Source organism: Caballeronia sp. S22, assembly GCF_964261745.1.
Taxonomy (GTDB): Bacteria; Pseudomonadota; Gammaproteobacteria; order Burkholderiales; family Burkholderiaceae; genus Caballeronia; species Caballeronia jiangsuensis.
In genome coordinates this window covers 179,211-200,793 of record NZ_OZ180037.1, presented here as the reverse complement: position 1 = coordinate 200,793, position 21,583 = coordinate 179,211, and the positions used below count along the sequence as shown (strand labels likewise).

21 protein-coding genes are annotated in these 21,583 nt (G+C 64.0%); 9 read left to right on the top strand and 12 right to left on the bottom strand.

Translation table 11 applies throughout. The annotated features are described in order from the left end of the window. Positions 1–5: 5 nt before the first annotated feature. From yjfF to ACEN42_RS24620, 4 genes are read right to left on the bottom strand one after another with little or no spacing between them, the layout of a single operon-like run. Positions 6–1,028, bottom strand: coding sequence for a galactofuranose ABC transporter, permease protein YjfF (yjfF, locus tag ACEN42_RS24635; RefSeq protein ID WP_035500439.1), 1,023 nt, complete (start codon positions 1,026–1,028; stop codon positions 6–8). After that, positions 1,025–2,083, bottom strand: a complete 1,059-nt coding sequence (locus ACEN42_RS24630) for an ABC transporter permease (protein ID WP_238212277.1) — start codon at positions 2,081–2,083, stop codon at positions 1,025–1,027. Before ACEN42_RS24630 ends, yjfF begins: the two co-directional genes overlap by 4 nt. Beyond that, a complete protein-coding gene (locus tag ACEN42_RS24625) occupies positions 2,076–3,596 on the bottom strand; it encodes a sugar ABC transporter ATP-binding protein (protein ID WP_371885006.1) in 1,521 nt (506 codons plus the stop codon). The genes ACEN42_RS24630 and ACEN42_RS24625 overlap by 8 nt, the downstream gene beginning before the upstream one ends. A 6-nt stretch (positions 3,597–3,602) precedes the next feature. Continuing rightward, positions 3,603–4,562, bottom strand: a complete 960-nt coding sequence (locus ACEN42_RS24620) for an ABC transporter substrate-binding protein (protein ID WP_187606815.1) — start codon at positions 4,560–4,562, stop codon at positions 3,603–3,605. Positions 4,563–4,944: 382 nt separating this feature from the next. On the opposite strand from ACEN42_RS24620, the gene ACEN42_RS24615 reads away from it, so the two are divergent. Genes ACEN42_RS24615 through ACEN42_RS24600 form a run of 4 tightly spaced genes read left to right on the top strand, consistent with a single transcriptional unit; the run spans position 4,945 to position 6,609 of the window. After that, the gene (locus ACEN42_RS24615; RefSeq protein ID WP_187606814.1) at positions 4,945–5,112 is read left to right on the top strand and encodes a putative motility protein; all 168 of its coding nucleotides are present in this window, start codon (positions 4,945–4,947) and stop codon (positions 5,110–5,112) included. Between the two features lie 3 nt (positions 5,113–5,115). Beyond that, complete coding sequence (locus ACEN42_RS24610) at positions 5,116–5,298, top strand: DUF6726 family protein (RefSeq protein ID WP_371885005.1); 183 nt, start codon at positions 5,116–5,118, stop codon at positions 5,296–5,298. Position 5,299: 1 nt separating this feature from the next. Further along, entirely contained in the window at positions 5,300–5,920 is a 621-nt protein-coding gene (locus ACEN42_RS24605; RefSeq protein WP_371885004.1) for a hypothetical protein, read from the top strand. Between the two features lie 20 nt (positions 5,921–5,940). Further along, positions 5,941–6,609: a flagellar basal body L-ring protein FlgH gene (locus ACEN42_RS24600; RefSeq protein ID WP_371885003.1), complete on the top strand. Its 669-nt coding sequence runs from the start codon at positions 5,941–5,943 to the stop codon at positions 6,607–6,609. A gap of 4 nt (positions 6,610–6,613) precedes the next feature. On the opposite strand, the gene ACEN42_RS24595 is transcribed toward ACEN42_RS24600, so the two are convergent. Further along, a complete protein-coding gene (locus ACEN42_RS24595) occupies positions 6,614–7,363 on the bottom strand; it encodes a response regulator (RefSeq protein ID WP_371885002.1) in 750 nt (249 codons plus the stop codon). A 241-nt stretch (positions 7,364–7,604) separates the two neighbouring features. On the opposite strand from ACEN42_RS24595, the gene ACEN42_RS24590 reads away from it, so the two are divergent. From ACEN42_RS24590 to ACEN42_RS24580, 3 genes are all read left to right on the top strand, one after another. After that, on the top strand, positions 7,605–8,333 hold the full coding sequence (locus ACEN42_RS24590; RefSeq protein WP_187606810.1) for a response regulator: 729 nt from the start codon (positions 7,605–7,607) through the stop codon (positions 8,331–8,333). Positions 8,334–8,338: 5 nt separating this feature from the next. After that, positions 8,339–9,646, top strand: coding sequence for an ATP-binding protein (locus tag ACEN42_RS24585; RefSeq protein WP_371885001.1), 1,308 nt, complete (start codon positions 8,339–8,341; stop codon positions 9,644–9,646). A 65-nt stretch (positions 9,647–9,711) separates the two neighbouring features. Continuing rightward, positions 9,712–10,536, top strand: coding sequence for a tyrosine-protein phosphatase (locus ACEN42_RS24580; protein WP_371885000.1), 825 nt, complete (start codon positions 9,712–9,714; stop codon positions 10,534–10,536). 9 nt (positions 10,537–10,545) lie between these two features. On the opposite strand, the gene dld is transcribed toward ACEN42_RS24580, so the two are convergent. The 7 genes from dld to ACEN42_RS24545 all read right to left on the bottom strand — a co-directional run bounded on the left by dld (position 10,546) and on the right by ACEN42_RS24545 (position 18,452). Then, positions 10,546–12,285: a D-lactate dehydrogenase gene (gene dld, locus ACEN42_RS24575; protein ID WP_371884999.1), complete on the bottom strand. Its 1,740-nt coding sequence runs from the start codon at positions 12,283–12,285 to the stop codon at positions 10,546–10,548. Between the two features lie 7 nt (positions 12,286–12,292). Then, the gene (locus ACEN42_RS24570) at positions 12,293–13,621 is read right to left on the bottom strand and encodes an MFS transporter (RefSeq protein ID WP_371884998.1); all 1,329 of its coding nucleotides are present in this window, start codon (positions 13,619–13,621) and stop codon (positions 12,293–12,295) included. 207 nt (positions 13,622–13,828) lie between these two features. After that, a complete protein-coding gene (gene glcC / locus ACEN42_RS24565; protein WP_371884997.1) occupies positions 13,829–14,593 on the bottom strand; it encodes a transcriptional regulator GlcC in 765 nt (254 codons plus the stop codon). Between the two features lie 238 nt (positions 14,594–14,831). Then, the gene (locus ACEN42_RS24560; RefSeq protein ID WP_187606804.1) at positions 14,832–15,362 is read right to left on the bottom strand and encodes a hypothetical protein; all 531 of its coding nucleotides are present in this window, start codon (positions 15,360–15,362) and stop codon (positions 14,832–14,834) included. Between the two features lie 28 nt (positions 15,363–15,390). Further along, positions 15,391–15,846 (bottom strand): hypothetical protein, encoded by a 456-nt coding sequence (locus tag ACEN42_RS24555; protein WP_371884996.1) that lies wholly within the window; start codon positions 15,844–15,846, stop codon positions 15,391–15,393. 172 nt (positions 15,847–16,018) lie between these two features. After that, entirely contained in the window at positions 16,019–17,029 is a 1,011-nt protein-coding gene (locus ACEN42_RS24550; protein ID WP_371884995.1) for a lipopolysaccharide biosynthesis protein, read from the bottom strand. 547 nt (positions 17,030–17,576) lie between these two features. Then, positions 17,577–18,452 carry a LysR substrate-binding domain-containing protein gene (locus tag ACEN42_RS24545; RefSeq protein ID WP_371884994.1) on the bottom strand — a complete coding sequence of 292 codons (876 nt, stop codon included), beginning with the start codon at positions 18,450–18,452 and terminating at the stop codon, positions 17,577–17,579. A 140-nt stretch (positions 18,453–18,592) separates the two neighbouring features. Between ACEN42_RS24545 and ACEN42_RS24540 the strand changes: the two genes are divergently transcribed. Together ACEN42_RS24540 and ACEN42_RS24535 are read left to right on the top strand one after the other, a co-directional pair. Continuing rightward, positions 18,593–20,347: an acyl-CoA dehydrogenase family protein gene (locus ACEN42_RS24540; protein ID WP_371884993.1), complete on the top strand. Its 1,755-nt coding sequence runs from the start codon at positions 18,593–18,595 to the stop codon at positions 20,345–20,347. After that, entirely contained in the window at positions 20,344–21,537 is a 1,194-nt protein-coding gene (locus ACEN42_RS24535; RefSeq protein ID WP_371884992.1) for a CaiB/BaiF CoA transferase family protein, read from the top strand. The genes ACEN42_RS24540 and ACEN42_RS24535 overlap by 4 nt, the downstream gene beginning before the upstream one ends. The last annotated feature ends 46 nt before the right edge of the window (positions 21,538–21,583 follow it).

The following is a 21,583-nucleotide window of genomic DNA, read 5'->3' as shown; positions in this document are numbered from 1 at the left end:
CGTCGTCAGCGCTTCGCCGCGCCGCGCTCGCCGAACGCCCGCTGCGACAGACAGAACACGAGCAGCAGCGCGCCGACCGCGATCTTCGTCCACCACGAACTGAGCGAGCCGTCGAACGAAATCAGCGTCTGGATGATGCCGAGCAACAGCACGCCGAACAGTGTGCCGATCACATAGCCGACACCGCCCGTCAGCAGCGTCCCGCCGATGACGACCGAAGCGATCGCGTCGAGTTCGAGGCCCATCGCATGCAGGCCGTAACCCGAGAGCATGTAGAACGTGAACAGCACGCCGCCGAGCGCCGAGCAGAAGCCCGACAACGCGTAGGCGCCGATGGTCGCCGCATTCACCGGCAAGCCCATCAGCAGCGCGGAATGCGGATTGCCGCCGACCGCGTAGATGGTGCGTCCGAACGGCGTGTAATGCGCGACGAATACCGCGGCAGCGAGCACGACGAGTGCGATCACCGCGCCGAGCGATAGCGACGCGCCGCTCATCACGGGTATGCGAAGCTGCGAAACGGCTGCGTACCACGGGTCCGTGATGCTGATCGAATCGATGCTGATGAGATAGCACAGCCCGCGCGCGAGGAACATCCCCGCGAGCGTGACGATGAACGGTTGCAGCCGGAAACGCGCGATCAGCCAGCCCATCAGCGTGCCGAACGCAGTGCCCATTGCGAGCACGAGCGGGATCACCACGAGCGGATGCCAGCCCGCCTTTTCGACGAGCGCGGCGGAGACCATCGTCGTGAGCGCGATCACCGATCCCACCGACAGATCGATGCCGCCCGACAGAATCACGAAGGTCTCGCCGACCGCGACGACGATCAGAAACGCATTGTCGATCAGCAGATTAAGAAAGACCTGCGGCGAGAAGAAGCCGGTGTACATCACCGAGCCGAGCACCGAAACGGCGATGAACAGCGATATCGTCGCGGCAAGCGGAAGGTAGCGGCTGCGCGAGGTCTTGCGCGGCGGCGTATCGCCCTTGCGATGCTGCGTGAGCGTGGGCAGGCCCGAATTCATCGGCGCACCTCGCGGTCGGAAAGAGCGGGGCGGCGCGCGAACTTCGCGACCGTCGCGCGGAATTCGCCCGATTGCAGCATCATCACCACGAACACCACGATCGCCTTCACGACGAGGTTCACCTCCGGCGGCACGCCGAGCGAATAGATCAGATACGTGAGCGTCTGGATGATGAGCGCGCCGATCACGCTGCCCGCGAGCGTGAAGCGCCCGCCGGTCAGCGCAGTGCCGCCGAGCGTGACGGCGAGGATCGCGTCGAGTTCGAGCAGCAGGCCCGCGTTGTTGCCGTCGGCGCTTTTCACATTCGAGCTGATCAGTATGCCCGCGACGCCCGCACACAATCCGCTGAACGCATACGCGCCGAGCGTGAGCCTGCGCGCCTGCACGCCCGCGACGCGCGCGGCGGTCGGATTGATGCCGATCGCCTGCAGGAACAGCCCGAGCGCGGTGCGTGTGATCGCGAGATAGAGCAGCACGAACACGAGCGCGACGATCAGTATCGACACCGGCACGCCGAGCAGATAGCCGCCGCCGAAGAAGAAGTAGGGCGAGTAGTAGATCGTGATGATCTGGCCGCTCGTGATGAGCTGCGCGATGCCGCGTCCGGCGACCATGAGAATGAGCGTCGCGATGATCGGCTGCATGCCCGCGCGCGCGACGAGCACGCCGTTCCACAGCCCGCACAGCAACGCGACGCCGAGCGCGAGCACGATCACGACGGGCAGCGGAAAACGCGTGACGGTGCCCGCGACCGACCCGCCGATCGCCCATGCGGCGACCGCGCCCGCGATGGCGACGACCGCGCCCACGGAGATATCGATGCCGCGCGTCGCGATCACGATGGTCATGCCGAGCGCGACGACCGCGAGCGGCGCGGCGCGATTGAGAATATCGACGAGGCTGCCGTAAAGATGATGATCGCGCCATTCGACATGCAGGAAGCCCGGGTTGAACGCCGCGTTCAACGCGAGCAACAGCGCGAGCGTGACGATCGGCCAGCCGAGCCGATGCTCCATCGCCGAGCGAAGCATTCCACGCCGCACGGTGTCATCCATGTTCGGCTCCAATCATTTCGCAGACGGTGTCCTCGCTCGTTCCCGCCGGAAGCTCGCCGACCTTGCGACGGTCGCGCAGCACGACGATGCGGTTCGCGATGCGCACGATCTCCGAGATCTCCGACGAGATGAAGAGCACCGCCATGCCCGTCGATGCGAGGCGCAAGATCTCGTCCATGATTTCCTGCTTCGCCGCGACATCGATGCCGCGCGTGGGCTCGTCGAGAATCAGCAGGCGCGGCTCGGTCGCGAGCCATCGCGCGATGAGCGCCTTTTGCTGATTGCCGCCGGAGAGCAGGCCGATCGGCATGTCGAGCGTCGCGGCCTTGATGCCGAGCGCGCGCACGAAGCGTTCGGCGAGCGCGTTCTGTTCGGCGCGCGTGAGGCAGCGTCGCGCGCCCATGCGCGCCTGCAACGCGAGAGCGATGTTCTCGCGCAACGACAGCTCCGCGACGATGCCATCCGCCTTGCGCTCCTCCGGACAGAACGCGATGCCGTGACGGATCGCCTGCGCGGGCGTCGCAAACGACACCGGTATGCCATCGATGCGCAGTTCGCCTTCGTCGGGCTTCTCCAGACCGAAGAGCAGCTTCGCAAGCTCGGTGCGCCCGGACCCGAGCAGCCCCGCGACGCCGACCACTTCGCCCGCGCGCACGCGCAGATCGAGCGGTTGCAATTGCCCTTTCTGGCCGAGCCGGATGGCGTCGAGCACGGCGTTATCCGCGACGCCTGCCTCGGACTCTTCGGGCGGCGCCTGACGCGCCTGCGCGGCGGCGAGCTCGCGCCCGAGCATCGCCGCGATGAGCGCCTGCGTGCCCAGCTCATTCGCGCGCCATTCGCCGACGCGCCGGCTGTTGCGCAACACCGTGATGCGATCGGAGATCGCGTAGACCTGATTCAGAAAGTGCGTGACGAACAGGATGGCGAGACCCTGTTCGCGCAGCCGGCGCAGCACGTCGAAGAGGCGGCGCACTTCGTCGTCGTCGAGACTGGAGGTCGGCTCGTCGAGGATCAGCACTTTCGACGACAGCTTCAGCGCCCGCGCAATCGCGACCATCTGCTGCACGGCGACCGAATAACTCGTCAGCACGCGCGTCACGTCGATATCGAGTCCGATGCGCGCGAGCAACTCACGCGCCTGCCGGTTCGTCGCGTCCCAGTCGATGCGATAGCCGGCAAGCGCGCCGCGTCGCGGAAAATAGCCCGCGAAGATGTTCTCCGCCACCGAGAGATTCGGGCAGAGATTCACTTCCTGATAGACCGTGCTGATGCCGAGTTTCTGCGCGTCGAGCGGCGATTCCGGGCGAATCGCGCGGCCGTCGAGCAGGATTTCGCCGGCGTCGAGACTCACGACGCCGGTGAGCACCTTGATGAGCGTCGACTTGCCCGCGCCGTTCTGTCCCATCAGCGCGTGAACCTCGCCCGGATGAAGGACGAGGTTCACATCCTGCAACGCATGCACGCCGGCGAAGCGCTTGTCGATGCCTCGCAACTCCAGTACGGGTGATGTCATCGGAGATCAGTATTTGCGATTGGGGAATTCCTTCGCCGCGACCTCCATCGGGAAGATGCTCTCCTGCGTAACGATGCGCTTGGGCACGGACTTGCCCGCCTTGATGTCCTTCACGACCGACATCAGTTGCGGCCCGAGCAACGGACTGCATTCGACCGATACGTTGAGCTTGCCCGCCATCATCGCTTCGAACGCGCCCTTCACGCCATCGACGGAAATGATGATGATGTCCTTGCCTGGCTTCATGCCCGCTTCTTCGATAGCCTGGATCGCGCCGATCGCCATGTCGTCGTTGTGCGCGTAGAGCACGTTGATCTTCTTGCCCTCGGCCTTGAGGAACGCTTCCATCACTTCCTTGCCCTTCGCGCGCGTGAAGTCGCCGGTCTGCGAGCGGATGATCTTGAACTTCGGATCGGACTTGATGATTTCCTCGAAGCCTTTCTTGCGATCGATCGCGGGCGCGGAACCCACCGTCCCCTGCAATTCGACGATATTGATCGGCCCCGCGTTGCCTTTCTCCTTCTCGACGAGCCACCGTCCCGCCTTGCGGCCTTCCTCGGTGAAGTCGGAGCCGATGAAGGTCACATAGAGCGTCTCGTCCTTGCTGCTGATCGCGCGGTCGGTGAGAACGACAGGAATCTTCGCGTTCTTCGCTTCGACGAGCACGGTTTCCCAGCCGGTTTCGACGACCGGCGAGAACGCGATCACATCGACCTTCTGCGCGATATACGAGCGTATCGCCTTGATCTGGTTTTCCTGCTTCTGCTGGGCGTCGGAGAATTTCAGGTCGATGCCGGCTTCTTTCGCGCTCGACTTGATCGACTCGGTATTCGCGGTGCGCCATTCGCTTTCGGCGCCGACCTGCGCGAAGCCGAGCACGATGGGTTTCTGCGCGAAGGCGGGAAGCGGGAGCATTGCGCTCAAGGGCGCGGCGGCCATCGCGACTAACACGGTGCGGCGTTTCATGTCAGTGGTTCCTCCATCCGTTGGCTATTTATCGATCTTGTTCGAATGATTCTGGAATAACCTTTTAATTCGTTGTTCTATTTATCTCCTCGCCATTCCGGTATTTGGGTTTTTCAACTGTCGATGCAACGGCGCCGAGATAGATTGACTATATGAAGCTATTCGCCCACTTTTAATTCACGTTAACCCGCTTTTTCCACTTAACAGTCATACCATCTCGCCGCTCTCGCCGCGTTGCAGCAATAACTGGTAACAGCGGCGTAACGGCTCGTAAGCTCTCGCGGAAAGCGTGTTTTCCTCGTGCGATCGCCATATCGCGCGCTCACGGAAGATTGCCGCGTTGCAATCCGCAACGGTCTTCCATATAGAAGGAGCGCGCAGCATGAACGTCACCAGCCCGAGCACCCAACACACGACGCAAGCGTTGTCGCACACGCTGCCCATCAAGCGCGGCACCGAAACCCCGACGGTGGAAACCGGCACGCCGAACGCGAAGACGACGCCAAGCAATCCGGCGCATCTCGGCAATCACATCGATACGACCGCGTGAATCATGGCGACGTCCTTTCGTCTCGTACTCACGTGCGCCGCGCTCGCGGCGTGCCCGATCGTGCTCGATGGCTGCGCGCTCGCCGCGTTGCCGTGCCGCGTGACATCGGCCGCGCTGAAGATCGTGCCGGTCGTGGGTCATGCCGCGTCCACGCCCTTCGATGCCTGCGCCACCGCCATCGACTGACATGAAGCGAACGTTCCTGGGTTGTGCCTTTCTCGTTTGCATGGCGATGCCTGCGTTCGCGGCGGCGCAAAAGCCTTTCGACTTCCGCGGCCTGCGGCTCGGCATCTCGCTCGATGCGTTCCGCCACGAAGAGCCCGCGCGCGCGACGCCGCCCGGCAGCGTCGCGGTGTGCGACACGGATCTCGAAGCGGCTTCGCTCGGCATGGTGCTGCGCGATGCGCACAGCCTGTCGATCGCGTGCAAGTGGGCGCATCGCACGCAAAACGGATGGAGCGAATCGCTGGCGGTCGTCGATGGCGCGCCCGCGCGCGATCACGTGCTGCGCTTCATGGCGATGCCGGGCGATGCGTCGCCCCGGCTCTATCGCATGTCGTTCGTGATCGACGCGCGTGTCGCCGATGACTTCGCGCAGGCGCTGTCGTCGAAATTCGGCACGAGCCGCGTCGAGCGCGCGAACGGCTACCAGACGCGAACGTGGGAGAACGCGGCGAGCTCGATCACGCTGGAAGCGAACGGGGCGGCGGCGTCGGCGCGCTTGATCTATCGCCTGAAGGCATACGAAGCGTGGCTGCGCGATACGACCGACCGATGGCGTCTTGCCGCGGTGCACGACACGCCCTGAATCGAAGGAGAGGATTGTTCATGAAACTGGCGTCATTGCCATGCGCGGCGTTCGTGCTCGCGCTCGCCGCGTGCTCGTCGTCCGGGTCGCGCTCGATCGTCGAGATGCCGACTTATGCGCCGGCCGTCGCGCAGCCGGTCAATGTCAACACGTTGGGCGCGATCTATCAGGCGGGCAGTTCGGTGTCGCTCTACGAGACTTCGCGCGCTCAGAAGGTCGGCGACGTGCTGACGATCCGGCTCGCGGAGTCGTATAAGGGCAGCAATTCCGCGGATGCCAGCGCGAGCCGCGCGAGCAGCATCAGCGCCGAGGCCGCCGACAAGTCGAGCGGGGCGGCGGCGCGGCTCGCGCGGCTCTTCAACGTCGGCTCGGCGGATACGTCGTTCAAGGGTAAGGGGAGCACGAGCAATCTTTCCGCGATGAGCGGCACGCTGGCGGTGTCGGTCATCGGCACCTTGCCGGGCGGCAATCTCGTGGTCGCGGGCGACAAGATCATCGCGATGAGCGGCAATCAGGACCGGCTGCGCTTCTCGGGTATCGTCAATCCGAAGGATATCGAGGCGGGGAACTATGTGGCGTCGAACAAGGTGGCCAATGCGCGTATCGAACAGGCGGGGGTGGGGATGCTCGCCGATTCGACGACGATGGGGTGGTTGCAGCGGCTTTTCATGAGTGTGCTGACCTTCTGAGATCCTACACACCCATATCCGCCGCAATTCTCCCCGCCGCAGTCGGGTCCCCATGCGGCACAAAAATATACCCCTGCCCCCAAACCGTCTGCACATAACGCGGCTCCGACGGATCGACTTCAAGCAGCCGCCGAAGCCGCCATATCGCCACATCGAGACTGCGATCGCGATGCGCGCCATTCCCGCGCATCTTTTCGTTCAGCTCCGTGCGCGTGAGCACGATCATCGCGTTCTTGACGAGCGTCTTGAGCAGCGCGAACTCGCCCGAGCGCAGCGTGATGCGCTCGCCGTCGCGGCGCAACTCGCGCGCGCCGAAGTCCATCTCGAACGGGCCGAAGTGATAAGACGGCCGAATCTCCGGCGCGCTGGCCGTGACCGGCGGAGCGCTCTCGAAGCGCCTCAGAATCGAGCGGATGCGCGCGAGCAGTTCGCGCGGATCGAAGGGTTTGCCGAGGTAATCGTCCGCGCCGAGTTCCAGCCCGATGACGCGATCGAGCACGTCCGAGCGCGCGGTCAAGAGGATCACGGGGATATCGTCGCGGGCATTGCGCAATTCGCGCAGCGCGCTGATGCCGTCCTTGCCGGGCATCATCACGTCGAGCACGATCATCGAGGGGCGCTCGGCCTGCACGCGGCGTTTGAGGTCCGTGCCGTCGCTTAGAACGGAGACATCGAAGCCGTGCTGCTGCAGATAGTCGCGAACGTGATCGCGCACGACGGGGTCGTCGTCGACCATCAATACATGTGGTGTCATTCGCGGATTCTAAGCGCTAGGCCCACGCCGTCGCGACGGCCGCGAACTTTCCATTTCTTTCCGTTACGGCGTGTTTCAACGGCGATGCGCGGCCCGGTCTCCGGCGTGCGCGGGTCCACGGGAATTAGCACGCACGTACTCCGCACGTTCATCGCGTCCGGGATGGCTTCCGTAAACATCCGTAATGTCGCGCCGCGCGCACGACGCGCGATTACGGATTAAGGCCGAATAAAATTTTGGGATGTCTACATCGGTTCTCATCGTCGACGACGACCCCGCGGTGCGCGACCTGCTGCGCCGCTTCTTCAACACGCAAGGCATCGACGTTTCCGTGCTGCACGACGGCGGCGGGCTGCGCCGGCGGCTGGAACTCGAACGTCCGTCCATCGTGGTGCTCGACATCATGATGCCGGACATCGACGGCCTGCGCGCGCTGCGCGATCTGCGCGCGGCGGGCGAGGACATTCCGGTGATCTTCGTGACCGGTTGCGATAGCGTGCCGCAAAAGATCGCCGGGCTGCAGTCGGGCGCGGACGACTACCTCGCCAAGCCGTTCGATCCGCGTGAACTGCTCGCGCGCATCGAGGCAGTGCTCAGACGCCGTGCGAGCGCGCCGAGCCGTCCCGAGCCCGCGCCGCGCGAACGCTTCGGGCGCTTCGAAGTGGATTTCGTGACGCGCTCGCTGTCGAGCGGCGGCGAACGCATCGCGCTGCGTGACAGCGAGTTCGCGCTGCTCAAGGTGTTCATCAAGCATCCGTACAAGGTGCTGTCGCGCGTGCTGATCCACGATCTCGTCCATCGCGACGATCTGCCTTTTCGCGATCGCGGCCTCGACGTGCCGATCTGGCGCTTGCGCCGCCTCATCGAAGACGATCCGTCGCATCCACGTCATGTGCAGACCGTGCGCGGGCAGGGCTACGTCTTCGTTCCCGACACGGACGCTCCGGCTTTCGACTGGACCGGGGCGTAACCACGATGCGTTCCGGTTTCTGGCAGTCCGCGCGCAGGCCGCGCGGTTTCATCGACACGCTGTTCGGCCGCATGGCGATCGTGTCGATCTGCGTGCTGCTCGCGCTTCAGGGCGGATGGTTCGCGATTCTCCACGTGCAAGGGCCGCACAAGGAAGCCGATGGTTACGCGCGCGCGTTGCTCATCGTGCTCGAAGCGGCGCATAACGATGTCGCGCTCGGCGGACGGCTCATGCGCGAGACGCGCGTGCATATCGTGCCGGTGTGGAACATGCCCGAGCCGCTCACGCTGCGCGATCCCGCGAAGACGCGCCATGCGCACCTCGCGCGCCAGCTCGCCGAGCGCTTGCCGGAAGGCTCGCAGATCGCCATCGATATCGACGGCCACAACAAGTCGCGGCTCTGGGTGCGTTATCCGCAGAGCAACGTGTGGATCGTCGCGCCGATCGACCTGCCGCCGCCCGCGCCGTTCATCACCGAAGGCATCGTGCTGCTCGCGGGCGCGCTCGTGCTCTCGCTCATCGCGACATGGCAGTTGCAGCGTCCGCTCGCACGCGTCGCGCAGGCGGCGCGACGCTTCGGCGGCGGCGAGCGGCCGGTGCCCGTCGAAGAAAACGGTCCGCGCGAATTGCGCGAGCTGATCGGCGCGTTCAATCAGATGATGAAGAAACTCACCGACGCCGACGACGATCGCGCCGTGATGCTCGCCGGCATCGCGCACGATCTGAAGGCGCCGCTCACGCGATTGTCGCTGCGCGCGAGCGTGCTTGCGAAGGACGAACGCGAGCGCGCCCATTTCCTGCGCGATATCGATTCGATGACACGCATCGTGCAGCAGTTTCTCGAATTCGCGGGGCGCTCGTCTTCGGACAACACGAAGACCGGCGTCGATGCGTTCATCGCGGAGCAGTTCGCATCGCCCGAAGATGGCGACGAGCCCTTGTTCGGGCTGTCGCTCGAAGCGGGCGATACGTTCAGACTGCCGCGGACTTTCATCGATCGTTTGATGACCAATCTCGTCGACAACGCGCTCGAGCACGGCGAGCCGCCCGTGGAGATCCGCACGGCGCGTCAGGGCGATGACTGGCTGATCGAAGTGCGCGACCACGGACCCGGCATTCCCGATGAACGCCTCGACGACGTATTGCGGCCCTTCGTGCGGCTCGATCCCGCGCGCAGCGGCAACGGCCATTGCGGACTCGGGCTCACCATCGTTGAACGCCTTGCGCGTGAGCAGCGCGGCCGCTGCGAAATCGGCAATGCCGAAGGCGGCGGGCTGATCGTGCGCATCGTCATTCCCTGCGAAGAAACATGATGCCCGCTTCGTCCATGCGTTCGACGCCTTTGTCGCGTCGTGCTTTCATCAGAGGCGGTGCACGTGTGGCGCTGCTTTCGAGCACGTTCGGCGCGAGCGCGCTGTTGTCGGCATGCGGCGGCTCGGGCGACGATCAGAGCGTCACCGAAACGCCGAAGCTGTCCACCGTCGAGAACTTCCGCGATGTTGCGGGGATGGGCGAAGGCTATCCGACCGTCGATGGCGCGCGCTTGCGGCGCGGCGTGTTCTATCGCTCGGGCGCGCTCACGCCCGACGATGCCGACGCAGCAGCACTCGCGCGTTTGTCGCTGAGCGCGGTGCATGATCTTCGTGTAGTGGGAGAGGCGTCGCTTGCGCCGGATCGCGTGCCGTCGGGTGCGGTGCGTGAAACGCATGAGATCGCGCCGATCGACGTCGCCGCCGCGGCACCGGCCGACGTCGCAGCCGCGAGCGCATGGATCGTCGAGCGTCAGCGGCAGCTGGTCACGGACCCGGTCGCGCGTTTGCAGTTCGGCCTGCTGCTGACTCAGCTCGCGCGCGTGCCGGGGCCGCAGGTGATTCACGGCACGGCGGGCAAGGATCGCACCGGCTGGGCGGCGGCGCTCCTGCTCTCCATCGCGGACGTGCCGCTCGACGTGATCATCCAGGACTATCTGCTGACGAACACCGTGGCGCAGACGCAGATCGATGCACGCATGACCGCGCATGCGACGCGGCTCGGAACCGATATGCAGACAGTCGCGCCGCTGTATCAGGCGCAAAGCGCGACCATCGAAGCGGCGTTCGACGAGATGCATCGCGAGTACGGGACGCTGAGCCGCTATCTCGCGCAGGGCTTGTCGATGAACAGCGCGGATGTGGCGATGTTGCGGGCGAAGTTGATCGCGTAGACAACGCGTTCAGGCTTCTGCCGCATGCTCCCGGTACGCCGCGAATTTCGATGTCTTCCCGATTCCCGGATTGAAGCAATTGCACGGATCGAGTTGCTTGTAGAAGTCGGCAAGCTGCGGCTTCGCCTCGTACAGATGCCCCACGTTGTGCTCGGCGGGATACTCGGCGCCGCGGTCATCGAGCAGTTCGAGCATCTCGTGCTCCAGCGCCATGCAGTCGTTGCCCTTGGCGACGATGTAGTCCTGATGGAACACGTGACACAGAAAGTGCCCGTAAAACAGCTTCAGAACGATCGGGCGCTCGATCTTTTCCGGCAGCCGCTCGAACCAGTCGCGGTCGTTGCGCCGTAACGCGATATCGAGCGCGACGATATCCTCGACCTCACGATGATGCACCGCGCGATAGCGCACCGCCGCGCTCGCCGCCGCGAAGCGATGCAGAAAGGCTTTGCGGCCTTCTTCATCGGTGCATTCGAAATACGCGCCTCCACCGTTCGCGAAGCGCTGCGCCAGAAACGCGCGTGCTTCCTCGATGCCCGCCGCCGGCACCTTCAGCATCAGATGATGTTCGTACTGTTCGCGATATCTCGTCAGACGCGCGGGCAGATGATCCGGCAGACGTTCGCTCAACCATTGCAGCACGCGATCGCTCATGTGCTTAGGCATGAAGCCGAGGCGCTCGAACCACGCATCGCAACGCGTCTTCAGATTGAAGAACAAGGGCAATCGATCCGTGCCGAACTTGTCGACGATGACGAAAAGGTCCTTGCCGTATTGCTTCGCGACATCGAACGCATCGCGATGCAGATACTCGCCCGCGATCGGCAGATGCGTGAAGTTCGCGAGCGCGTCGCGTCGAATGTCGGTCAGCACGTTCGTGTCGTTCGTGCCGACGTAGAACACCTTCGCGCCTCGCTCGGCGGCGAACGTGTCGAGACGCACCGCGAACGTCATCACCTTGCCCGCCGAGCCGGATGCTTCGAACAGACGCCGCGGATCGGCGTTGAAGCGCGCGGGCGTGGCAGCGTCGATATCGCGGACATGTGTCGCGTATTCGTGATCCGAGGCGGCTGCGCCTTCGCGAACATCGGCATCGGTGAACGTGCCGTTTTCGATGCGCGCGAGAATCTCGTCGGGCGTGCTGCCGAGCTCGATGCCCAGATGATTCACGAGGCGCAGCACACCCGATGCATCGACGGCGGCGAACACCGCCATCTCCGTATAAGCCGGCCCGCGATGCACGAGCGAGCCGCCCGAGTTGTTGCTGATGCCGCCCAGCACCGATGCGCCGATGCACGACGAGCCGATCACCGAATGCGGCTCGCGTCCGAGCGGCTTAAGCGCGCGTTCGAGTTGATCGAGCGTCGTGCCGCCGATGCAGACCACTTGACCTCCGCCCTTGATCAGATGCACGCGTTTGATGCGCGTCGTGCTGACGATGACGATGTCGCGATCGTAGCTATCGCCATCGGGTGTCGAGCCGCCCGTCAGACCGGTGTTCGACGCCTGCGTGATGACGATCGCGCGCGCGGCGACGCATGCGGCGAGCACGCGCCATTGCTCGACGAGCGTGCCGGGCCGCACGACCGCCAGCACGCGGCCGCTGCCGAACCGATAGCCGGTGCGATAGCGGCGCGTTTCTCCATCGCCGGTGAGCACGTTGTGCGTGCCGACGATATCGCCGAGCGATGCGAGCAGGCTCGTGCGCGACGCACCGAACGAAAGGGCGGAAGGGGCGGTGACGGACATGATGGCCTCACGCGCGGCGCGGTGCCGAAGACGACGACTCCGCCGACGAACCCGCCGTCGCGCGCTGCGTGAGCGTCAGCACGGCGCCGACGACGAGCGCACCCGCGACCACGACGAGCCCTGCGTTCGTGCTGTGCGTGACATCCTTCATCCAGCCGATGATCGACGGACTCACGAAGCCGGCGAGGTTGCCGATCGAGTTGATCATCGCGATGCCGGCTGCCGCGGCGGTACCGGTCAGCACGCTGCTCGGATAGGTCCAGAAGACCGGCATCATCGACAGCACGCCGGCCGTGCCGACCGACAGCGTGACCAGCGCGAGCGTGAGGTTGCCCGTGTGAAGCGTGCTTGCATAGAAGCCCGCCGCAGCCGCGATACCCGCCAGCGCGAGATGCCAGCGGCGTTCGTTGCGGCGGTCGGAAGAGCGCGCGACGAGAATCATCGACACCATTGCGACCGCGTACGGAATCGCGGTGAACAGGCCGACGTCGAGCGCGTCCTTCACGCCCGCCGTCTTGATGAGCGTCGGCAGATAGAAGCTCACGCCGTAGAGGCCCATCATGCAGCAGAAGTAGATCGCGGCGAGCCGCCACACACGGCCGTTCGACACGACGCTCTTCAGCGAATGATCGGCGCCGGCGGGTTCATCGCGTGCGATGTTGTCTTCGAGAAGCTGCTTCTCCTGCGCGCTGAGCCACGACGCGGCGCGGATGCCGTTCGGCAGCATGAACAAGGTCAGGATGCCGAGCACGAGCGACGGAACCGCTTCGAGCAGGAAAAGCCATTGCCAGTTCGACAAGCCGTGAACGCCGTTGAACGCCTGCATGATCCAGCCCGACAGCGGACCGCCGGCCACGCCCGCGACCGGAATGCCGATCATGAAGAGCGCGTTCATGCGGCCGCGCCGCTTTCCCGGATACCAGTACGTCAGATACAGCACGATGCCCGGAAAGAATCCGGCCTCGGCGACGCCGAGCAGAAAGCGCAGCGTGTAGAACATCGCGGGCGTCTTCACGAAGAGCGACGCCGCCGACACCAGCGCCCACGTCACCATGATGCGGCTGATCCACACGCGCGCTCCCACGCGATGCAGCAGGATGTTGCTCGGCACCTCGAACAGGAAATAGCCGATGAAGAAAATACCCGCGCCCAGCCCGTACACGGACTCGCTGAACTTCAGGTCGTTCAGCATCTGCAGCTTCGCGAATCCGACGTTGACGCGATCCAGATAGGCCGCAACGTAGCAGATGAAAAGGAAGGGCAGCAGACGCAAGGTCACTTTCGCGTACGTCGCGTTTTCGAACTCGGTCGTGGCTGTCGGGCTGGTTGGGTTCACCGTGAGAGTCTCCTGAATCGTGCGGCTTGGTGCCGCTACTGGCTTTGCTGCAGCGCATTGTTCCGTGCCAGTAAGAGACTGTCGAGATGTCGAACCACTGGTCCTACCACTTCTTTTTCGCGTGCCAGATGTGCTTTTCCGCCTGAATCAATGGCGGCGAGGGCGCGCGGGCTTTCGCACGCTTGTGCGTCCACGCGCGGCGCGGGATCACGTCCAGCCCTTGAGCCGCAAGGTCGCGCGCACCAGGCGCTGCTCTTCGGCCTCGATTTCCCGCATGCAGGCGGTCGTCGTCGTGATATGGGTGCTCGCGGCCTTGCGCGCCTGCTCCGGCTGTTTGCCGAGCACGGCCTTGTAGAGACGGGCGTGCTGCTTGTCGATGACGCGCTTTTGCGCCTCGCGATGGTAGAGGTTGTTGACCGAAGCGAAGACCGAACTGAGCAGCAGATCCGTGAGCGAGCTCAGCGTGTGCACCAGCACGGGATTGTGCGACGCCTCGCAGATCGAGAGATGGAAGTAGTCGAGCCGCGCGCGGGCCGATTCGCCCACGTCGCTCTCGTTCGCGGCGAGCATCTCTTCGTATCGGCGGGTGATGAGCGCAAAATCGGCCTGCGTGCCGCGCAGCGCCGCCAGCCGCGCCGATTCGGCTTCGAGCATTTCGCGCACTTCGAAGATGTCGTACAGGGTGCGCGGCTGCGAGCCGAGCAGATGCATCATCGGTGTGAGCGCGGGCTGCGTCGTCAGCGCGGCGACGAACGAGCCGCGTCCGTGCGAGGTTTCGATGATGCCGCGCGTGCGCAGCACCTTCAATCCTTCCCGCACCGCCGATCGCGACGCGCCCAGCTTCGCGGTCAGCCGTCGCTCGGAAGGCAGCGCCTGACCGGGTTTCAGCACGCCGTCGACGATCAGCGCTTCGATACGTCCGGCGACGACATCCGCGATCTGTAACGCCTCTTCCTGGTTGTCTTCGAGCATGCTGCGCCTCACTGGTCCGACCACTTGCAAAAGAATCTTCACCCCAGGGCGATGCTAGCATTCCCGAAGTCGGCGTGAGTGCTCGGCCATTCGAAGTAGCCAGACCAAAAAAAGACGGCTCGCCAGAAAACAAATGGCGAGCCGCAAGAGGGATCGGTCAACAACTACAGCGTGGGCAGATTAGCATTGCTTCGACGCGCGAAATCGCATCGGAAAGATGCCGTAAGGAAAGCGCGCCTTACTGTGTGCGGGAGACCACCATCCGGTCCACCAGCGCATCCAGCTTCTGCCGCGCGCTCGCGAAACGGTCGATGTTCAGACCATTCGTGTCATAACGCGCGGTCACGAGAATCTGCCCATGCCGCACGAGCGTCAGATCGATCGCCGACAAATACGACACCGGCTCGCTCGAAAACGCGCGCCGGTCCCAACTGGTCGTCGCGCCGTAGACGAGCATCGCCTCGCAACCGGGCGGCGACGTGCCGGGGTTGTAGACCACCGAATTCACGCCGCGCCGGCGCAATGCGACTTGCAGCACGGGCACGAAATCGCCTGTCGCCACGCTCTGATTCAATTCGATGCATACGGATTGCAGCGTGGCGGGCGGCCCCGTCACCGAAGTCGGCGAAGAGTAGTTCGACGCAACCGTGAAGCCCGCCTGCACCAGCGAGCCGGCGGCATCGGCGGCGGTGATCAGCGTCCACGTGCAGCCGGAAAGCGCGCACGCGCCGACAGCAAGGAGCGCGCGAGAAACGTGCGTTCTGAGCATGCTCTTGCCGTCGTCCGCGTGCGGAAGCTCAGCGGACGATGCGCAGGCGCATCGTGTTCGGCGTTTCTATCGTGGCGGTCATCGTGGTCACGCGCTTGCTGGTCACGTTGCGCAGCGCGAAGTGCTGGCGCGTGGACGTGTTCACGTCGTGACGCACGTCGGGAAAGCAGGCGGCGATGTCCGCGCCCAGTTCCTGCAGCGGGTCGCCCACGACGCCGTCCGGGCCCCAATGCGCTCGCCAGCGGCAGTCATAGACATGCGCGCTGCCGCGGCATGCGCCCTGGCCGGGCGAAGCGGCCGGCATCAGCGGGCGACCCTTGGCGAGGGTATCGAATGAGGGCGCATCGACGATCGTCTGCAGCGCGGAGCAGACGTCGGGGAGATCTTCGGCGGATGCGGAAAGCATCGGCGCAATGAGCGATACGGCGACGAGCGCGCGACGCATCGAGAGGAGACGGGGGCTGCCTGAAGGTTGAGCTTGCATGACTTGGCGTAGTGTCGAAGGAAGATGGGCATGATGTCCACGGCGGACATCACGCATCGAGATCTTCCTGCTATGCGCCGCGATTCGATATGCGGAGCAAAGCGCCAATCGTGCAGGTTATTTCAAGCTATTAATTCGCTGGCACCTTCTTCGTTTCTTGCCGCCGATCGACTTACATCGGGTGGTTCTGTACGAAGGCCTTGTACGCCCAGTAGGCGGCCTTCTTTGTGACGCCATCGCCTTCGAGAAGACCGTAGGCGCCTTCGCCGTCGTCATAGAGCTGGAAAGCCTGAATCGACTGGATGTTGTACTTCGACGCGACGCTCGCGAATTGCGCCATCATCAGATTGCCGGTCATGTATGTCGCGATCTGATCGTATGAACCGAAGTCCGGGCGCACGCCGAACTCGTTGATCCAGATCGGCTTGCCCATGTCGTGGAGCATCTGGAGCACGTCATGGCATCCCGTGCCGCCGCAGGCATGCGTGATGTCGCCTTCGTTCGAATACCAGTGCCACGACGTGACGTCCCAGCTCACGGCCGGATGACCCCAGGTGCCATCCGGCTGCGAGCCGTCCGCGAGCATCTGGAAGAACGCGGTGTGCATCCAGGTACCGCCCAGCACGATCTTCGCCGAGCCATCGACGGACTTCACGCCCGCGATCAGGCCGCGGATCGCGCCGCGCGCAAGCGTGTAGGACCAGTTGTTGTACTGATACCAGACGGTGCCATCGACATTGCCGATGAGCGCCTTCGCCTCCAGTTCGTTGCCGACCTCGTAGTACTTGTAGTGGTAGCTGTTCGCGGTTTGCTGACCGAGTTTGAAGCCCGCGTTGTAGGCGTCGTCCTCGCTGTCGTAGTTGAGGTTCACGAGCATCACGGGATACACCGTGACGCCGCCTTCCTCCATCGTCTTCGCGACGCCGGCGACCATGTTCGCCGATGTCTGGCTGTAGACGTCATTGCGATAGATCGTCGCGCCGAGATCCTGCAACTGCGAGAGCTGCGTCTGCACGCTCGTGGAGTCGTATGCGCCGCCGTTGCTGTTATGGCCGTTCGCGCCGTAGAAGATCGAGCCGCTGCCGCTGGCGGCTTTCGCGGTGGATTTCGGCGATGCGGCGCTCTTGCCGGTCGAGGCGGTGTCGGCGGGGCTGTCGCTGCCGCCGCAAGCGGCAAGAATCATGCTTGCTACGAGCGCCGCTGCGATGGATTGGGAAAGAACGGGAAGGGCAGAACTGTTCATATCGATGAGTTTGACCAACCGGGATGCGCACAGCGGTCGCGTGCGTTGCGCATCTGAGGCGATTGGTAAGTATCGTTAGTAATCCGAACGACTGCCCGATGTAATTTGAAGCACGAGGCGCAGACGGTGCGCCAGAACATTCAGGGGCAGTGCAGAGATCGGATAGCGGGACCGCCGCCAGATATCTGGCGCGCGCTCGAAGATGACAGGGGCGATTCGAGCGCCTGGCATCGGTAACATGTGCAACGACTGCATGTCGGGGACGTCAAAATTGCTGACGATGACGCGAATTGCTTTCTACGCGGGACATGCGTTGCCGGTATCGACTCAGCGAGGCAAGATTACTTTGTTCTGATGTGGAAGTAAACCGGACATCAGAAAAAACATCTTTCCTGTAGTGACATTTCGAACAGTCCCTTCTACGTTTTGCCTCTTTGCACGTAACCGTTTCTATGGGGACGAGAGACGTGCACGGAGCGTAAAGCCGCTACGACTTCCGCAAAAACGCCACGAAGCTCCGCGTGACGTCCGAATGACTTTCGGCGCGCGTCAATCGCAGGATTTGCGAAGGAAACGGATTGCGCGTAAGCGGCCTGAAGACGGCGCGTTGCGATTCCGTCTTCGCCAGCGCCTGCGGCACCAGCGCGACGCCCATGCCGAACTCGACCATCGTCACGACGGTCTGCCACAAGCGCGCTTCGTGACGAATGGTGGGACTGAAGCCCGCATCGACACACGTCGCGATGATCTGATCGTGATAGTGCGGAGACACGGCTCGCGGAAAGAGAATGAACGGATCGCGCGATAACTGGCTCAGCTCGATGCGTCTTCGTTTCGCGAGCCGATGATCGACCGGCAGGCAACACAGAAACGCTTCCGACGACCATAGATGGCTTTCGACCTCCGCCGGAAAATGTCCCCAATGCGCGAAACCGAGATCGATGTTCAACTGCTGCAATGCGCGCGCCTGTTCGGCCGTGTTCATCTCCTTCAACACGATTTCGACGGAAGGATGATCGGCTTCGAAGCGCTGCACGGCTTCGGGCAAGCCGCGATACAGCATCGAATTGACGAAGCCGATGCGCAGACGCCCCGCGAGTCCGTGCGCCGAACGTGTCGTCACCTGCACGACTTCCTCGGCCTGCTGCAAGAGGCGCTGCGCTTCACCGAGCAATACGTGGCCTGCGTTGGTCAGCGCCACGGACTTGTTGCTGCGCTCCAGAAGCTTCACGCCGAGGTGTTCTTCGAAACGACGGATATCGAAGCTCAGTGCCGGCTGCGAAATGAAAAGCCGGCGCGCTGCGCGCCCGAAATGCAGTTCCTCCGCGACCGCGACGAAATAGCGAAGCTGCTTCAGTTCCATCGGTTTTCTCCGGCGCTACGATAAACAGATCTTATCGTACGTGCCAGCAATTGTATTGGACGGTTATCGAAAGCGAACGTAGTCTGGTTTCAAGGATGGCGCAGCGCGGGTTGCGCCGCACAAAAGCCAGGAGACAGTTCATGCAAGACATCCGTCCCGATGCGGACACGTCCAACATTCCCGACAGCCGCGGCATCAACTTCTTCAACAGGGATCCGTCGTTCGGCGCGCTGCTGAAGAGTTATCTCGGCGAGACGGTGTATCGCGGCATCGAAGAACAACTCGTCGATCTCGGTCAGCGCGCATCCGATGAACTCGACGCATGGGCGACCAATGCCGATCATCATCCGCCGGAATTGCGTCAGCGCACGCGGCGGGGCGAAGCGTTGCAGCATATCGACAAGCATCCGGATTACGTCGCGCTCGAACGCGTCGCGTATGCCGAGCTCGGTCTCGCGGCGATGAGTCATCGTGAGAACGCGCCGCCGCCACTCGTCAAATACGCGCTCACGTATCTCTTCGTGCAGGCAGAGTTCGGCCTGTGCTGTCCCGTCAGCATGACCGATTCGCTCACGCGCACCTTGCGCCGCTTCGGCACGAAGGCGTTGATCGAGCGCTATCTGCCGATGCTCGCATCGCAAGATTTCGACACGCTGTATCAAGGCGCGATGTTCATGACCGAGCAGGCGGCGGGCTCGGATGTCGGACGCATCGCGACACGCGCGACACGCAGCGTCGATGCGCACGGCAATGAAGTGTGGACGCTCACGGGCGACAAATGGTTCTGCTCGAACGCGGACGCCGATCTCGCGATGGTGCTCGCGCGCCCCGACGACGCACCCGACGGCATCAAGGGCCTCGCTCTTTTTCTTCTGCCGAAGACGCGCGAAGACGGCACGCGCAACGCGTATCGCATCGTGCGGCTGAAGGACAAGCTCGGCAGCCGTTCGATGGCGAGCGGCGAGATCGTGCTGGAAGGCGCGCAAGCGTATCTCATCGGCGAAGTAGGGCGCGGCTTTCATCAGATGGCGGACATGATCAACATGTCGCGGCTTTCGAACGGTGTGCGCGCGGCGGGGCTTATGCGTCGCGCGTTGACCGAAGCGCTGCACGTCGCGCGAAATCGCGAGGCGTTCGGCCGCAAGCTCATCGACATGCCGCTCATGCAGCGCCAGTTGCTCAAGCTGATGCTTCCCGCTGAACAGGCGCGCTCGATGTTCATGCAGATCGCGACGCTGCTCGCACGCGCGGATCGCGGCGATGCGCTCGCGGCGAAGTGCGTGCGCATCCTCACGCCGCTCATCAAGTTCCGCGCATGCCGCGATGCGCGCCGCGTGACGGGTGATGCGATGGAAGTGCGCGGCGGTGTCGGCTATATCGAGGAATGGGCCGATCCGCGTCTCGTGCGCGATGCGCATCTCGGCTCGATCTGGGAAGGCACGAGCAATATCGTCGCGCTCGATGTCGCGCGGGCCGCGCGTCGCGAAGGCGCGCTCGATGCGCTCGCGCAATATGCAAGCGCGATGCTCGACGATTGCGCGTTGCCATCGGCGAGCATCGCGATGTTGCGCGATATGTTCGCACGCGCATGCAAAGCACTCGACAGCGTCGCCGAATGCGGCCGCGACGAATCCGTGCGCGAGGCGGCGAGCGCGCTCTATCACGCGACGACCGCCGTGCTCATGGCGGCAGAAGCCGCACGCGTCGCGCCCGATCATCGCAGACTCGCGCTCGCGCATCTCATCGTGCGTCACAAGCTGATGCCGCGCGATCCGCTCGCGCCGCATGACGTGCGCGACGACGCGCCGCTTCTGCGCAAGCTCGTCGATGAAACGCCCGTCACCATCGACGAAGCCATGACGCTTCTGCCGCGACGCGAAGGAGACGCACGATGAGCACGGCACGTATTCACGGCGCGCTGCACGGCCTGCGCGTGATCGATCTGAGCCGCGTGCTCGGCGGCCCATACTGCACGCAGGCGCTCGCGGATCACGGCGCCGAGGTCATCAAGCTTGAACCGCCGGGCGGCGATGAAACGCGCGGCTGGGGGCCGCCGTTCGTCGGCGAGACGGCGTCGTACTTCGTCGGCGTGAATCGCAACAAGCAGGGGATTTGCGTCGATCTGTCGTGCGAGGAGGGGCGCGCGGTGCTGTGGCGACTGCTCGAAGATGCGGATGTGCTCGTCGAGAATTTCAAGCCGGGCACGCTCGCGCGCTGGGGCATGGATTACGAGCGCGATCTCTCGAAGCGCTTTCCGCGCCTCATTCATTGCGCGGTGTCGGGCTTCGGTCCCGATGGCCCGCTCGGCGGCCTGCCGGGATACGACGCCGCGATTCAGGCGATGGCGGGCCTCATGAGCGTGAACGGCGAACGCGATGGTCCGGCGCTGCGCGTCGGTCTGCCGGTCGTCGACATGGTGACGGGTCTCAACGCGCTTGCCGGTATTCTGCTCGCGCTCGCGGAACGCGAAAAGAGCGGACGCGGGCAGTCCCTCGATATCGCGTTGTATGACTGCGCCGTGTCGCTGCTGCATCCGCATCTGCCGAACTACTTCGGCAACGGACGCACGCCGCAGCGCAGCGGCAATGCGCATCCGAACATCGCACCGTACGACAGCTATCGCACGGGCACCGCGCCGATCTTTCTCGCGGTGGGCAACGATCGTCAGTTCGCGAAGCTCTGTGCGCATCTCGACGCGCCCGCGCTCGCCGACGATCCGCGTTTCATCGATAACAAGAGCCGTTGCGCGCATCGCCGCGAGTTGAAGGAAGCGCTCGAAGGATTGCTCGAAACGCATGAATGCGAGCCGCTCGCGGCGGCGCTGATTCGCGGCGGCGTGCCATGTGGCCCGGTGCATACCGTCGATGCCGTCGCGGCGCATCCGCATACGCTGCATCGCGAGTTGATCGTCGAGCTGGGTGCGTATCGCGGCACCGGCACGCCGATCAAGCTGTCGCGCACGCCCGCGACGTATCGCACGCCGCCTCCCGCGCTGGGTGGCGACACGCGCAAGGTGCTCGACACGCTCGGCATCGATGCGGCCACGCAGCAGCGCCTGTTCGAAGCGGGCGTACTGAAGGGCTAGACAACCGAACGGACGAACCGGCACGCAGACCGGTCATCAACAGGAG